Source organism: Akkermansia muciniphila (genome assembly GCF_900184965.1).
Lineage (GTDB): Bacteria > Verrucomicrobiota > Verrucomicrobiia > Verrucomicrobiales > Akkermansiaceae > Akkermansia > Akkermansia muciniphila_A.
This window is the reverse complement of the sequence record NZ_FXYA01000003.1, coordinates 109,330-124,407: the sequence shown is the minus strand read 5'-3', so window position 1 is coordinate 124,407 and position 15,078 is coordinate 109,330. Positions and strand designations below refer to the sequence as shown.

At 56.9% G+C, this 15,078-nt stretch carries 9 protein-coding genes; 2 read left to right on the top strand and 7 right to left on the bottom strand.

Translation table 11 applies throughout. The annotated features are described in order from the left end of the window. Entirely contained in the window at positions 1-2,163 is a 2,163-nt protein-coding gene (locus CI070_RS01245) for an AMP-binding protein (RefSeq protein WP_179218292.1), read from the bottom strand. A gap of 241 nt (positions 2,164-2,404) precedes the next feature. Here CI070_RS01245 and CI070_RS01240 point away from each other — a divergent pair, with 241 nt between their 5' ends. Further along, on the top strand, positions 2,405-2,701 hold the full coding sequence (locus CI070_RS01240) for an autotransporter domain-containing protein (protein ID WP_094135419.1): 297 nt from the start codon (positions 2,405-2,407) through the stop codon (positions 2,699-2,701). A gap of 305 nt (positions 2,702-3,006) precedes the next feature. Further along, the gene (locus CI070_RS01235) at positions 3,007-8,868 is read left to right on the top strand and encodes an autotransporter domain-containing protein (RefSeq protein ID WP_094136314.1); all 5,862 of its coding nucleotides are present in this window, start codon (positions 3,007-3,009) and stop codon (positions 8,866-8,868) included. A gap of 216 nt (positions 8,869-9,084) precedes the next feature. On the opposite strand, the gene CI070_RS01230 is transcribed toward CI070_RS01235, so the two are convergent. The 6 genes from CI070_RS01230 to hemB all read right to left on the bottom strand — a co-directional run bounded on the left by CI070_RS01230 (position 9,085) and on the right by hemB (position 15,024). Then, entirely contained in the window at positions 9,085-9,834 is a 750-nt protein-coding gene (locus tag CI070_RS01230) for an acyl-[acyl-carrier-protein] thioesterase (protein ID WP_094136313.1), read from the bottom strand. A 185-nt stretch (positions 9,835-10,019) separates the two neighbouring features. After that, positions 10,020-10,952: a UDP-glucuronic acid decarboxylase family protein gene (locus CI070_RS01225; RefSeq protein ID WP_094136312.1), complete on the bottom strand. Its 933-nt coding sequence runs from the start codon at positions 10,950-10,952 to the stop codon at positions 10,020-10,022. 206 nt (positions 10,953-11,158) lie between these two features. Beyond that, positions 11,159-12,796, bottom strand: a complete 1,638-nt coding sequence (locus CI070_RS01220; RefSeq protein WP_094136311.1) for a sensor histidine kinase — start codon at positions 12,794-12,796, stop codon at positions 11,159-11,161. 3 nt (positions 12,797-12,799) lie between these two features. Next, complete coding sequence (locus CI070_RS01215) at positions 12,800-13,504, bottom strand: response regulator transcription factor (RefSeq protein ID WP_094136310.1); 705 nt, start codon at positions 13,502-13,504, stop codon at positions 12,800-12,802. A 99-nt stretch (positions 13,505-13,603) separates the two neighbouring features. Beyond that, the gene (locus tag CI070_RS01210; protein ID WP_094136309.1) at positions 13,604-13,975 is read right to left on the bottom strand and encodes a hypothetical protein; all 372 of its coding nucleotides are present in this window, start codon (positions 13,973-13,975) and stop codon (positions 13,604-13,606) included. A gap of 56 nt (positions 13,976-14,031) precedes the next feature. Continuing rightward, on the bottom strand, positions 14,032-15,024 hold the full coding sequence (hemB, locus tag CI070_RS01205) for a porphobilinogen synthase (protein WP_094136338.1): 993 nt from the start codon (positions 15,022-15,024) through the stop codon (positions 14,032-14,034). Positions 15,025-15,078 lie beyond the last annotated feature (54 nt).

The window sequence follows — 15,078 nt, the reverse complement described above, 5'->3', positions numbered from 1 at the left end:
TTATGGTTCAAAGGGAATGTTCAGAGCTTCATACGCCAGCATCCTGCATTGCTTGATATCCAGTTTGCCGGATGGGAGCACCGGAATGCGTTCTACGGGAATAATTTCCTTGGGGCACCAGAGGGCCGGCAGTCCCTGGTCAATCAGGCCATGCCTGATGAGGGTCCGAGCCTGGTGTACGTAATCCGTCACCAGGGTGGTGAGCAGGGCTACGGCTTCCCCTTTTACGGGATCCGGAATGGTGACGACGGCTATCCGTCGTTCTTCGTCCGCCGGATCCAGATTCCAAATGTTCATAATGGCGGCTTCCAGGGCTTCATGAGGCACCATTTCCCCGCCTATTTTGGAGAAGCGGGAAATGCGTCCTTCAATCTTCAGGAAGCCGAATTCGTCTGCGGAACCTATGTCTCCGGTTTTTAGCCAGCCGTCCACGAAAATGTCCCGGTCGATTTCCGAGCCGCCCAGATAGCCGGGAAAGATATTCGGCCCTTTCAGCCAGATCATGCCGGGAGTAGTGATGGGAACCACGTGTCCCGTGTGGGGGCTGGTGATGCGTATGGCGAGCCCGGGAAGGAGGGCTCCTACAGAACTCTTCTTCATGCCGGGAATGAAGTCTCCGGCGGCATTGGATGGCGCCGGATCAATGAAGTTGACGGAACAGACGGGAGATGCTTCCGTCAGGCCGTAGCCCTCGCAGGGAATGACGCCGAATTTTTCCCGGAAAGCAGTAGCAAGGTCTTCCGGCAATTTTTCCGCGCCAACGATCAGATAGCGGACGGTTTGAAAGGTGTCCGTTTCGCAGCGTTTCATAAAACCGCGCAGGAAAGTGGGCGTAGTGACTACCAGACTGATTCCGTACTGCTTGATAAGGGCTCCCAGCCGTTTAGCCTCAAGAGGGGACGGGTAGGTGACCATGTCATATCCGCCGATCATCGGATACCAGAGTCCGATGGTGATGCCGAAGCAGTGGAATACAGGCAGGCTTCCCAGAAACCTGCTTTGCGGTTCCAGCGTAATGCGGGAAGAACATTGAGAGATGTTGGAAAGAAGATTGTGATGGGTCAGAGGCACGCCTTTAGGCTCTCCAGAAGAGCCGGAAGTGAACATCAGCACGGCTTCGTCTGCTCCTGTAGGAACATCCAGCCCCAGCTTCTTAATAATGAAACCCGCTGTCAGGAATTTAATGGCGAGGCCCCAGCGTTTGGCGGAACCTTTAAGCAGGGGAAGTTCCCGCTCCATGAGGATCAGATCCCGCTGGGGGGGCCACGGGAAATTCTGGAGCTTTCGCATGAAGGTATCCGCAGTGATGAACCAGTCCACGCCGGACTGCTTTACAGAGCTGGCGAAGGCTCCTTCCGAGGCGGAATAATTGAAATTCACCGGCGTTTTCCCGGCGAACAGGCAGCCCAGATTAGCAATGGCCGCCCCCTTGCCCGGCGGAAGAATGATGCCGACCCGGCGGTTTGCGGTAATTTTTTTCAACCTCTTGGCAAAGGCTACGGAAATGGCCAGCAGCTGGCCGTAGGTCAGCGTCGTGTCGTCAATGCCGTCGATGACCCGGCAGTCGGAATGAAGTTTAAGGCTGCGGAAAAGGAGGGCGGACAGGGAACCGTGGAGCTGAGGCAGCGTGGCGTATGCCTGGGCGGAGCATTCCAGCCACGCGGAAGTAAGGCGCGCCGCCATCTCGGCCCCAGGGGCCAGTTTGGGGAGAATATGTATCTGGATATCCGCCTGGGCGTCCGTATCGGCCTCCGCGTCCAGCACGGAGTTCGTATAAAAGCCGGTATAGACCGGTACGGGGGAAATGTGCAGGGCTTCCAGAGCCTTGATGACCCGCGCCGGAATTTGGCTGATGGAGCCTTTCACATGGGAGACGGGGCCGGGCAGGAATACTACTCTTTTGCCTGCGTTAAGGCGTTCCATGATGGCGGAACGCAGCGCAATAGGGTCGCTGCCCCCGGCCTGGAACAGGATGCCGTCCGCTTTAGTGGATTCCAGATGGGAGGCGGTGGCTGTATCCGGAGGGAGGCCTTCTTCCACCAGGTAGGTCATGCGGTCCCTGCCCAGTTCTTTTTCGAACATCAGAAGGGTTTTGTAAGATACTTTGTTGAAAATCAACAAATCACCTGATTCGGATAAATTGGAGGAACCAAAAATGGCCATGGGAAAAAGATAAAAACTTGCTTGAAGCATTTTAGCAAGTTGCAGGGCCGGGAGCAAGGAGGAAAGATATGACCCCAGTTGCTTTTCCTTTAGTCATGCCTGTTATTGAAAACCTTTCCCGGCTTGGTGCGCTTTTATGAAAAAATGTTGTCTTTTTCGTGGAATGGTCTGGATTCTGCGTTTTTCTCCTGCGGAGGCGTTTCCGTGAATCAGTTTGTTCCGATATTTCACTTGCTGATTGATGGAGCTGGCAGGCAGCAACATCTTCGGACGAGAAGCGCTGGGGGAAATCCGGGTCAACGCGGCGCAGGACCTGGGAGACCGGAGGGGAGAAACAAACGTCTCTCTGCTGGGCAACCCCGGCTTCGCGCAAAGCGTGAGAGGGGCGAAAGCGGGAACGACGGCGCTACAGCTCGGAGCGGGGCTGGGCGTGTCCGTGGAGACGAAAGGAACCGTCTTCGTCAACGGCAACGCGGATATCCGTGACGGAGCCGGCTCTACTGTTCGGAGTAGTAGTTTTCATAATATATTGGAATAATTTATATTAAAATTGTTTTTTCGTCAAAATCGCTTGGATTCATAAAGCGGATTAAAAATTCGCCGTGCGATGGGAACCGGGCCAATATACCAGAGTTGGCCCGATTGTTTGTTTATACTGATAAGGATAGAGTGATGGATATCCTTGGCTCCAGACCAGATAAAGGATGAAAGGTCTCTTCTGAAAGATGCGCAACACCTACGGAATCAACGTTTAAGCTTGTAGGTGGATTTTTAATCCGCTAATGATGATAAAAAGCCTCCTGTCAGGTTCGGGAGGAAGTTTCCGTACATCTTTTAAAAATCATGAAGCTGCACCTTCCTTTAAGTCTTTTGTCCTCCCTGCTTGCCTGCATAGCCGCTGTTTCCTCACCACGTGCCGCTGCGGAAACCTATACATGGCTAGGAGGGACGGTGGATGTTCATTTGAATACTAACTGGACTCCGGATTACGGCAGCGGCAACTGGTCGGCAACATGGGCCGGTACGGCGACGAACAGCATGCGTTTTGATGCGGGAAGCATGACGGGGCAGCTCAAGGCTCTTCAAGCTTCTTTCAATACGCTTTCGCTTGGGGGCATAACTGTTACGGATAATTCTGACGGATTCAGCGTTTCCAAGAGCAATGGCTCCAACCGCACCATTAATTTGCGTGATGGAGGAGAAGGATATGCGCTGTTTGACATAGGCGGGGATTTTTCTCTGGGTGTTGCCAACCAGGTATGGAATGGAGTTGTTTTCAATTCCGGCGCCCTGTTTAAAATTGCGGCCGGCAAGACCATGAATATTTACGGTGGTCTTGGAACGGCCGGGACGGGAGCCAAGACAATGACGGTGGGGGCTGACGGTTTTTCAGGTATCCTTGTTCTGAATACGGCGGCCCAGTCCTCCATGACGGCTGACTGGGTCATTTCCCATGGGGCGACCATTCAATTGAACAATGCCGCGGCTCTGGGTTCCGGCTCAGTCAGCTTAAACGGCGGCAATGTGACGGCCCAGCATAATGCCGTCTATAATAATGCCCTGACCGTGAGCGGTTCCTCCGGCATGACCGTGAATGCTGCCACTCAGTTCGCCAATGTCAGCCTTTCCAATGCCTCGGCCCTGAATATGAACGGAGGAACGCTCGGCATTGCGAACGCCGGTGTTTTGACGTTGGGCTCTTCAGGAACCATTACAGGGAATTTGACGCTGGGAAACGCGTCTCTTCTGAATTTTTCCGCTCTTCCGGCGTCCGGAGCATACTTGCTTAATGTAACAGGAACGCTGACCGTGAACAGCGAACTGCTTCTGGGGCAGGGAACGATGGAAGGCGTGGCCTGGGCGGAGGGTTCGTACAGCCTGATTCATGCGGGTTCCGTGACAGGAGTCCCTGCCAGTTCCTTTGTTCTGGGCGACAATCTTCTGGGTTCCTGGAGCACGGAGAACAATAATCTTACCCTGGTGGTGGAGCAGGTTGCTTTGCTTGAATGGAAAGGCGGCGACGGGATATGGTCTGTAACTGCTCCGGCTTCTTCACCGTGGAAAAATGACGGCGTGTATCATAATGGTTCCGGAGTGGTCATGGGAGATATTGACGGGAATTCCCTGCAAACAGTAACCATTGATGGCGTTGTCTCTCCCACAATCATGATGGTTCAGGCGGATACGACGGATTATGTATGGAAGGCCGCAGAGGGAGGAGGAGCTCTGGAAGGCAGCGGAAATCTGGAGAAGACCGGCAATGCCAAGCTAACCATTAATATGGATAATGCTGATTATGCCGGAAAGGTTATTCTGGAGGGTGGAACGCTTGAAATGGGGAATGACGCTGCTTTAGGCACAGGGGATTTGGCGTTTGACGGCGGTACCCTCCGGTATGGAACAGGAGTAACGGCGGATATTTCCGGTCAGATTTCCTCCATGAGCAAGAGTTCCGTGAAAGTGGATACCAACGGCAATAACGTAAGCTGGGCTTCCGCAGATCGTTACAAGACGCTGAACCTGGAAAAGTCCGGCGACGGCGTGTTGGCTCTCGGCGGCGCCGTGTATACGGGGGCCCTGACGGTGGATGAAGGGGGCGTGTCCATTGCTTCCGGCAGTGTTCAAACGAAGTTTTCCGCGGGAGTTACGGTGAATGCAGGCGGGACGCTTGCCATTTCCAGCACCATTAACGGAATATCTGCCGGAGACAATGCCAATATCGTCATCAACGGCATGAGCGGAGCGGGGCGGATTGAGCTGGACAACCAGGCTGCCAGGTCCCGTTTCTATATTTCCGGAGATAATTCTTCCTTTACCGGGGAATTGGTGGCAGCCGGGCTGAACAATAATCCGGGAAATTCGAATGATGCCCGCGACCTTCAGTTTGCCACCGCCGCCAGTATGGGGCGGGGAACGGTCACCTTGAATGGACGCGGTTTCTGGCTGGGAACCGTCAACACGGCGGATACCGCTGTTATGGCGACAATCAATGTTCTGGAAAAAGGTTCCTATCTGAACGGGGGAAGCGGAAATTCCTATTACTTCGGCGGGGCGTTTACCGGGTCTGGCTCCATGACCACAGCTCTGGGCAATGCGTTCGCTTATTTGACGGGAGATATGACCGGGTTCCAGGGAGCATTTTCCCACACAGGCGATTCCCTGTTTACATGGGTGTTCGGCAACAATACGGATGCAGTTCTGAATGATGGAAAGCTTTTCGGGGATGGCGTGGTGTTGAAGGCTGACGGAGGGACAAGCCTGTTTAAATTTTCCTACACCAATGATATTATCCTGATGAACGCCACTGTAGGAGCGGCAGGGGCCTTGAACGCCAGGGTGGAACAGGCCGGAGCCGGAACGCTGGTGCTGACGCAGGATAATAGCGCGACGGGAACGCTCGCCATTACCGGCGGCACGGTTCAGCTGGGCAATGGAGAGGCTTCCGGTTCCTGGGCTGGGCAGATTACCGGAGCAGGGGCGCTGGTAGTGGACAGGGCTGCCGGTTCCGCGGCCCTGGAACTGAACTCCACCAACAATTATCAGGGAGGAACTACGCTGAATGGCGGTACAGTGAAAGCTCTGGGCGCCGGGTCTCTGGGCGCCGGAGATGTTTTCGTCAACGGCGGCGCCATTCTGGATATGAACGGCCAGGAGATTGCCAACAATGTCAATATTACCAAAGGAGGGCTGCAACATGCCGTCTCTTATGTTACGGCGGGCGGCGTAACCGTAAACGCGGAGGCCGATTCCGGGGATATTGATTTGGGCGGGCTGTCCGGCGACAAAGTGGGCAGCATCAACACCGCTACGGCGGGAACGTCCATTACCGGGCTGACAGGGAATCTGACGCTGACGGGAAGCAATTCCCTGCATGTGGGAGTGGAAAATACCACGTATGCCGCTGCCGGGGACCAGAGTAGTCTGATTCAGTTTAATGATACGGCTACGGGGACTGTTTCTTTCGGCGGAGATTCTTCCGATCTCACGCTGCACATGGATATTGATACGGATATCCTGATTGCCATGCGCGAACAGGAATCTGTCGGTATTCTGCTGACAGACGGGACGATTACCGGATTGCCGGACAGCGGCCTGGTGGCATGGCTCAACCGGCATCTTACGTTTAATGCTACGCTGGAAAGCCTGGGCTTTGGCATCCAGGGAGTGGATGGCGGCAGCATTATCATTTCCGGAAGAACGGACCAGATTTATATCGCTTCCGCAGACGGTTCCTCAGTAACGGAAATTCCGGCCCTGAATTCCTATGCGCAGGTGATTGTGGACACGAATCTCACCCTGAATTTTGACGTACCCGCAGCCAATACGGACAAGACTGTTATCCGGCATCTTTCCTCCGGCACCAGCAGCACGGGTAACCTGGCGGTGAATGCCGCCGGAGACGGTTCCCTGGAAATCGAACTTGCGAACGATCTGAACGACTCCGTGTTCAACGGCAATCTTACCGTGAACGGTGACGGCACGGACCTGATCAAGACGGGAGAAAAGACCTTGGCGCTGAATGGCAATGTCAATACCCCCAATGCGGTTGTTGTTAAAGAAGGCACGCTGGAACTGAACGGAAGCGCCAACAATGTCGGCACGCTGACTCTGGCCTCCGCTTCTGCAGATGCAATGGCGCGCACCGTGATTGGAGGGACTGTCACAGCCACTCTGTCGGATGAAGATGAAGGCGGTTCCCTGGAAATTGCTGCGGGGGGAATATTCAGAACCGCTGGGGATTCCGTCCTGGATCAGGAGACTTCCATTTCCGGAGCGGGGAGTTTGAATATTCAGGAAGGTTCCTCCCTCTCCCTGACGGGGGAAGCCGGCCTGTCCGGAACTTCCGTGACGCTGAACGGAACGCTGAGCCTGTCCGGGACTGGGGAAAAATCTATCCAGTCCCTCTCCGGTTCCGGAATGCTGGCGTTGAACGGCGGCGCCCTGTCTGTCTCTTCCGCTTCCGCCAGAAACGGTTCTTTCTCCGGTACGTTGGATGGTGAGGGGCGCATTGACGTATCCGGCAGCGTGACCCAGGTAATGCAGACGGGAAGCTCTACGTATGACCTGGGCGTTCATGGAGGGGGGACGCTGGTATTGAAAGGCACCTCTGCCGCTCCCTCGCTTGATTACCGGAATGTTGCAGTAGGTTCTGCCGGCGCCCTGCGTATTGAAGCCATTGGACATGAAGCCGGAGACTCCAATACCTCCTTAAACGTCGGCAGCATTGATTTCCAAAGCGGTTCTACGACGGAATTCGTTTATAATCTAAGCGCGGCGGATCCTTTCGGCTCCGCTATGCTGATGGCGGATTCCATCACCATCGGGAATGGGGCGGGGTTCTCGCTTGCCAATATGGAAGGCAACACGGGGCTGGGAACGTATGACAGTCTGGACGGCGTGGTTCTGATGACAGCGGACACGATTGACGGCCTGGCGGAGGGAGAATCCATATCCGTGGGAACTTCCGGCCTGTTTGCCGTTTATTACAAGGATGCGACCATGAGCCGGGAGGGCAATCATATTGTGCTGAATGCCACGGTGCAGCAGGACAATATTTTTACGCCTGCGGTGAACTCCCATAATTCCGGAGCAGGTTCCGACCTTCTGTGGGAGGCCAAGAATAATCTGGATGCCACTTCCCAGCTTGGGCAGGTGATGCATTCCATCAGCACCATGGTTACGGGAGATCATTCCGACCTGGCGGGAGCATCCAGGGCTATGGCAGCGGTGTCGGGAAGCACAGTCAACGCGCTGGGTACGGCGCAGCGGGACGCCCTGCGCGACCAGATGGGCTGGATCCGCAACCGGACCACCCTCATGGGCGTCAACCCCGCCTACGTCAACGACGACCTCCCCCGCTTCCACATGTGGATGGAAGGCACGGGCTCCTACGCCCAGCTCGACACCCGGGGAGATGAAAGCGGCTACCGGCTCACCACCTGGGGAGGTACTGTGGGCATGGACGCGGACCTCAGCGACCGCGTCACCGTGGGAGCGGCCTTCACGGCCAGCTACGGCGACCTGACGGCCAGCGCGGCGGACAGCGCCGACGGCCACCTGGACAGCTACTACGCCAGCCTCTTCGGGCGCTATCAGAGCAAACGCTGGGCGCACACGCTCATCCTGACGGGAGGATGGAACGACGCGAAACTCAACCGCACGGTCAACTACGGGGAAGGAAGCTACAGCACGCAGGGCAGCACCAGCGGGTGGGGCCTTGGAGCCATGTACGAACTCACCTGCGACATCTACCTTGACGAAAACCGCAGCAGCGTGCTGCAGCCGCTGTTCAACGCCTCGGTGGTGACGACGCGGATGGACGGCTATGAGGAAACGGGAGCGGGCAACGCGGGCCTGAACGTCGGCCGGCAGGACTGGACGACGGGGACGCTGGCGCTGGGCGGCCGTTGGATGGGTCTGATAGGCAGCAACATCTTCGGACGAGAAGCGCTGGGGGAAATCCGGATCAACGCGGCGCAGGACCTGGGAGACCGGAGGGGAGAAACAAACGTCTCCCTGCTGGGCAACCCCGGCTTCACGCAAAGCGTGAGAGGGGCGAAAGCGGGAACGACGGCGTTGCAGCTCGGAGCGGGGCTGAGCGTGCCGGTGGGGACGAAAGGAACCATCTTCGTGAACGGCAACGCGGACATCCGTGACGGGTCCAGCTCGGTGAACGGAAGCGTCGGCTACCGCTACGACTTCTAACAGGAAGAAACGGGAAAGGAAGCTCCCCGCAGCCTCCTTCCTCCGGGCCCTCCAGAGCCGTTCCGGAACAACTCCGGAACGGCTCTGTTGCCCAGGGAAAACCCGCCAGTGCCCCAAGAGGGGCAAAAATGAGGTAAAAACGCGCCAAATGTTCCCGGCCCCCTCTTCCGCTATCCGGAGCCGGAAAAAACCGGAACGCGAGTAACAGGGCCTTTTTTATGCGATTTCAGCGGTTTTCCATTCCAATACCACTTCCACCCGCAATTCATCTCCGTGCATGAGCTGGTGGGAAGTGAGGGAGTCACGGAAGAACAGCAGGGATTTCATGGAATCTCCCGCATGGGTTTCTTTTCTGAAATGCAGGTGAATTCCCGTCAGCTGATGGTTCTCTAGCCAGGAGTCCGGCAGGGAGTCCAGGGCCCAGGACAGGTAGGCGGCATTGTTGATGTGGCGGTTGAAATCCGTATCGCGGCGTTCCGCCGTCCATTCCCTGATAACTGGCAGAAGTCCCGAAATATCCATGGATACCGGAGTTACCGTTTCGTCGCATGGGGTATCCGGGAAAGAGCTGATGTGCCTGTTTAATGGCACCGGACGCCTGCGGCGTATATCAATGACAGCCCACAGGCAGCTTGCTGCAACAATGCAGTTGCCCTGGGCATCCCTGATTTCCATGTTGCGGCGCGCCAGCAGAGGCGTTTCCTGGGCTGTCCAGGTGCGGAGTTCCACCGTTTCCTTCCACCGGGGAAGGCGGCTGACGGCCGCATCCAGGCGCACTTCCACCCAAGCCAGGCTGCGGGACGTTACAAAATCATAGCCGAACCCCAGGCAGGAGGCATGGGTTTCCGCTATTTCCTGAAACCAAAGCAGAACCGTTTCCGGTTTCATCAGGCCATCCGCTCCGCTTTCGTAAGTGCGGACGGTTGCCTGAACGGAATAGATTTCCTTGGCGCTGGCATGTTCCATAACATCTTATGATAGTAAAACCATTTTTTCAGAGCCAGTCAAAAACGGGTAATATCCGGCTGTTGGGCATGCCGCACCTCCGGTATGTGTATGGCTTCCCGTAATTTCCGGGCAGCCCGCCAGGGGAGCGGCATGCAATGGAAATTCTTCCAGCATCCGCTGAGGTTGACGGCATTCCCAAATTTTTAGAGGATGCTCCGGAAATAGGCGATAGTTTTTTCCAACCCTTTTTCCAGTGAAATATGAGGCTTCCACCCCAGTTTTTCTTCCGCAAGCCGAATATCCGGTTTGCGCTGGGTCGGGTCGTCCAGGGGCAGAGGACGGAAGACTGTTTTGGAAGAAGAACCTGTCATTTCAATGACTTTTTCCGCCAGTTCCAGCATGGTGAATTCCCCTGGATTACCCAGGTTGACAGGGCCGGAAAAACCTTCCGTATCCATCATGCGCACCATTCCCTCCACCAGGTCGTCCACGTACTGGAAACTCCGGGTCTGTTTGCCCGTTCCGTAAATGGTGATGTCTTCCCCCTTCAGCGCCTGAACGATGAAGTTAGAGACTACTCTACCGTCGTTCGGGTTCATTCGCGGTCCGTAGGTGTTGAAGATGCGGATGATGCGAACGTCCACTCCGTTCATGCGGCGGTAATCCATGAACAGGGTCTCCGCGCATCTTTTACCTTCATCGTAGCAGGAGCGGACACCTACGGGGTTGACGTTTCCCCAGTAGGTTTCCGGCTGGGGATGGACCATGGGATCTCCGTATACTTCGCTGGTGGAGGCCTGGAGGATTCTGGCTTTGCACCGTTTGGCGAGGCCCAGCATATTCAGCGCGCCCAGCACGGAGGTTTTCATTGTGTGGATGGGGTCAAACTGATAATGGGGGGGAGAGGCGGGACAGGCCAGATTGTAGATTTGATCAACCTCCATGACATAGGGAACGGTAACGTCATGGCGTATTAATTCAAATCCTGGATAATCCTTCAGGTGGAGGACGTTTTGTTTGCTGCCCGTAAAGAAGTTATCCATGCAGATGACTTCATGGCCTTCCTTGAGGAGCCGTTCGCTGAGGTGGGAGCCGATGAAGCCGGCGCCTCCGGTAATCAAAATCCTTTTGCTCATGATGGCATGTCCTGTGTTTGTGCGTTCCGCCGCGCCGGAAGGGAGGCAAGCGGAAAGTTTTCACCCTGCCGTGCGTTGCTGGTCAATGTCACATATCCGTCAAGGGAAGGCAAGCGCATACATGTTGGACGGAATATTTTATGGAATGTCCGGGAAGGGTTCTTTCGTGCGGGCCGGGAGGCAAATTCCGGTTTTTGCCGGCAGGTTCAGGATTTGGGAATCGTCAGCAGAAAGCTGGCTCCGCCCAGGGTGCCGAATTCCAGTTTCAGGTCTCCCCCCAGGGAACGGGCCGTGTCCCTTGCCAGCGCCAGACCCAGGCCTACGCCGGGTTTCCTGCTGTTGGTGGCGTCTTGTGTGCGCCGGAAAGGCTTGAAGACAAGCTTGCGGTTTTTCGGGGAAATGCCGGGGCCGTTGTCGCGGAAGCGGATGACGATGTTGTGGCGGTCCGCCTGGACGGTGAGCTGGACCTTGGCGTTTTCTCCCTTGGCGTATTTAATGGCGTTGGAAGTCAGGTTGTCCATAATCTGCTCTACGGAAACGGCGTCCGTATGGATGGGAAGAATGCGGATGGGCTGGGCCAAGGCAAAAGAGAAACTGATGCCCGCCTCCCGGAGGCGGCGTTCTATTTTTTCCGCAATGGGTTCAAAAAGCTCCTGGCAGGTGAGCGTGTCCCGCGCTCGGCGGATGGCGTTCCGCTGAAGCCGGGAGTAGGAGAGCACGTTTTCAATCAGATGTTCCAGACGGCGGCATTCCCGCTGCATGTTGGCGTAGTATTCCGGCTTTTTCTGTTCCGGCACCATGCCGTCTTCCAGCATTTCCGTGTACAGGGAGAAGGAGGTGAGAGGCGTCCGGAGTTCATGGGTGACGGCGGAGACGAAGTCCCCGCGGCGCTGTTCCAGGCGGAAGGTGCCCAGCATGAGCCAGATGACCCCGGCCGCACCCAGGAGCACCATGCTCCAGATGAGGGTGAGCGTCCAGGCCAGCATTTTTTTGTGGTCCTGAAGGGGGACGGCTCCGGTGTCTCCCGGAAGAAAAACCAGGGGGGCGTTGGCAAAGGGGAGTGCGCCCGCCTGCCGGTCTTCCTCCGGGGGCGGGGAGGAAGGGTCGAAAGTTGCCAGGCGGCTGTAGGGGAGCAGCGTCTTTACACGGCCGGGCAGGCTCCTGTTCAGGCTGTCCATGTTCATCAGGGCCCCCTGTAAATAAATGCCGCGGCTGGTGCGCACCTGGCGCAGGATGTAAAGATTCCCTCCGTCTTCCACGGGAACGAAGGATGTGACGGTTTCCACTTGCGCCGGGGCTCCGGATGCCGTTGGTTCCGGTTCCGGAGATTCATGCAGAATTTCATTCCGGATATCCGCCCAGAGGTTACCGCTGGACGGCACGGAAGTAAGGGAGGAGACCTTGCCGTTCAGCCGTTGGTAAAGATCCTTCTGTTCATTCAGCCTATCGGCAAGCTCCGGAGGCAGAGCGGGGCCAGTTACGCGCCCGGCAGGGGAAATCTGAATGTAGGCTGTAACGTAGTCCGGCAAATAGGCGGCAAGGTTGGAGCTGCGGGTTGCTTCTCCGGGAACCGGGGAGTCCATCCTCAGGTCATAGGGACGCTTGTAGGCGTAAACGGGCTGGTATTCAAAATAGCCGCGGGCCTGTTCGAACGTGATGAAGGAGGTCAGCAGGCGGTCCATTTCCAGTCTGGCTTCATGAGCCAGGGCTTCCACCCTGATACGCTGTTCCGAATGGCCCGTTTCTTCCGCCTGCACCAGCAAAACATGGGTGAGCCAGCCGAGCATGCCGATGACCAGAAGCAGGCTGATTGCCAGAAGAATGATGCGTATGCGCCGGTTCACGGGTCAGGAAACGAAGGATGAATTCCAGCGGTAGCCCTGGCTTCTGAGCGTCTCCAGGGGGGAGGCGGAAATGGCCCCGAGCTTGTCCCGGAGGCGCATGACGGTCATTTCCACGGAGCGCGTATCCGTCAGGCGCGGATCCACGTCCCATACGCGCCGGAGCAGTTCGTCCCTTGTGATAACGCGGTTGGGGTGGGTGGCCATGTAGGTGAGGAATTCGAATTCCCGCGCGGTCAGGGAGGTTTCCCTCCCGTCCTTAAAGGTGATCAGGCGGTTGGCGCTGTCCAGGGTGGCGCCGGGGATACTGATTTCCCGGAGCTGGCGCGGCCGTTCCGGAGACCTGCGCAGCACGGCCTCAATGCGGGCGAGCAATTCCCGGATGCTGAACGGCTTGACAATGTAGTCATCCGCTCCCAGCTTGAGCCCCTGCACGCGGTCTTCCTCCTCTCCGCGGGCCGTAAGCATGATGACAGGCGTTCCGGGGCGTTCCTTGGACATGACCTGCAGCACGTGGAAGCCGTCCGCGCCCGGCATGGCCACGTCCAGCAGGGCGAGGTCGAAATTGCGTTCCCGCACGGCATGGATGGCGGCCAGTCCTTCTTCCTGCGCCAGCACCTCGTAGCCGGATGCGGTCAGAACATCCGTCAGGGCATGCCTGATGCTGTCGTCGTCCTCCGCAATCAGAATGGTATAGGCTGAATCACTCATCGTTTGATTTTATAAAACCACAATGTTTCCCCCGTTGTATAGAGAAACCTGCGCCCTTTCAGTAACAATGCCATAACAGGACGGCCGCCGGGAGCGTCTTCAGTTATTCCGGAGTTCCCGGAAGGGGAGAGGAAGGCTGCCGGAGGGAATTTCAATGGCCTCCATGGGGCCGGGGACGATTCCTTCAAAGAACGGCGTGCCTTTGTAGGAAAGGATGATTTTGGAATGCACCATGCCGCCCGTAGTCTGGCGCAGGAAATCCGCGTCCCGGAAGACCAGGAGCGTTTTTCCGTTTTCCCCGGCTACAGGACGGCACTGGAAGTCGCCAAGCGGTGTTCCGTCAGCCGCCGTCATCTGGACGGGCAGTATATAGGCTTCCGAAAAGGAAGGCGCGTAAACTCCCCAGAAGGAAGTAAGCGCCATAACGACGACGATCACGACGCCGACAATGATTTTTGTGGAGGTAGACATGCGGAGGGAGGTATTCTGGGCCGTACGTCCACCTCCTGTTCGGTGGCCGCGCGGCGTCAGCGTTGTTGAAGCCATTCGGCGGCCTGGGGGGCGTAATACGTAAGGATCATATCAGCCCCGGCGCGCCGGATGGAGATTAGAGTCTCCAGAACGGTTTCCCGTTCATCCAGCCAGCCGGAGGCTGCGGCGGACTTGATCATCAGGTACTCCCCGCTGACATGATAGGCGGCTATGGGGAGGGTTACATGCTTCCGCATGGCGGCCATGACGTCCAGATACAATGTGGCGGGTTTCACCATCAGGATGTCCGCCCCCTCCGCTTCATCCAGCTGCGCTTCCCGCAGGGCTTCCCGGATGTTGCCGGGATCCATCTGGTAGGTTTTTTTATCCCCTTCCTTGGGCGCGCTTTCCAGAGCTCCGCGGAACGGCCCGTACAGCGCGCTGGCGTACTTGGCGGTATAAGCCATGATGGAAACGTCGTCCAGGGCCTCGGAATCCAGAGTGGCTCGGATGGCGGCCACGCGGCCGTCCATCATGTCGCTGGGGGAGACGATGTCCGCCCCGGCATCCGCGTGGCACAATGCCTGGCGGCAGAGAACCTCCACGGAGTCGTCGTTGAGGATTTCCATCGTTCCGTCGGAACGGAATTCCACCAAGCCGTCATGGCCGTTGGAATTGTAGGGGTCCAGGGCTACGTCCGTCATGACGGTGATGCCTGGCACTTCGCTTTTAAGCGCGTAAATGGTGCGCGGGATAAGGCCGTCAGGGTTGCAGGCTTCGCAGGCGTCCGGCGTTTTTTTCTCATCCGGAATGGCCGGGAAAAGATCCAGCGTCCGGATGCCCAGGTCCATCAGACGCTTGGCTTCCTCCACCAGTCCCTTGACGCTCCAGCGCGTGCACCCCGGCAGGGAGGGGATAGGCTGGTTTCCGGTTCCTTCATGAACGAAGACCGGATAAATGAGGTGTTCCGGGGCGAGGGAGGTTTCCCGGATGAGGCCCCGGATGTTGGCGGATTTTCTGTTGCGGCGAGGCCGTATCGGTAGATTCATCATGGTGTGGTAATGAAAAGGAATTTTCCAGGAAGGTCTGGCGTTCCGGAGCGG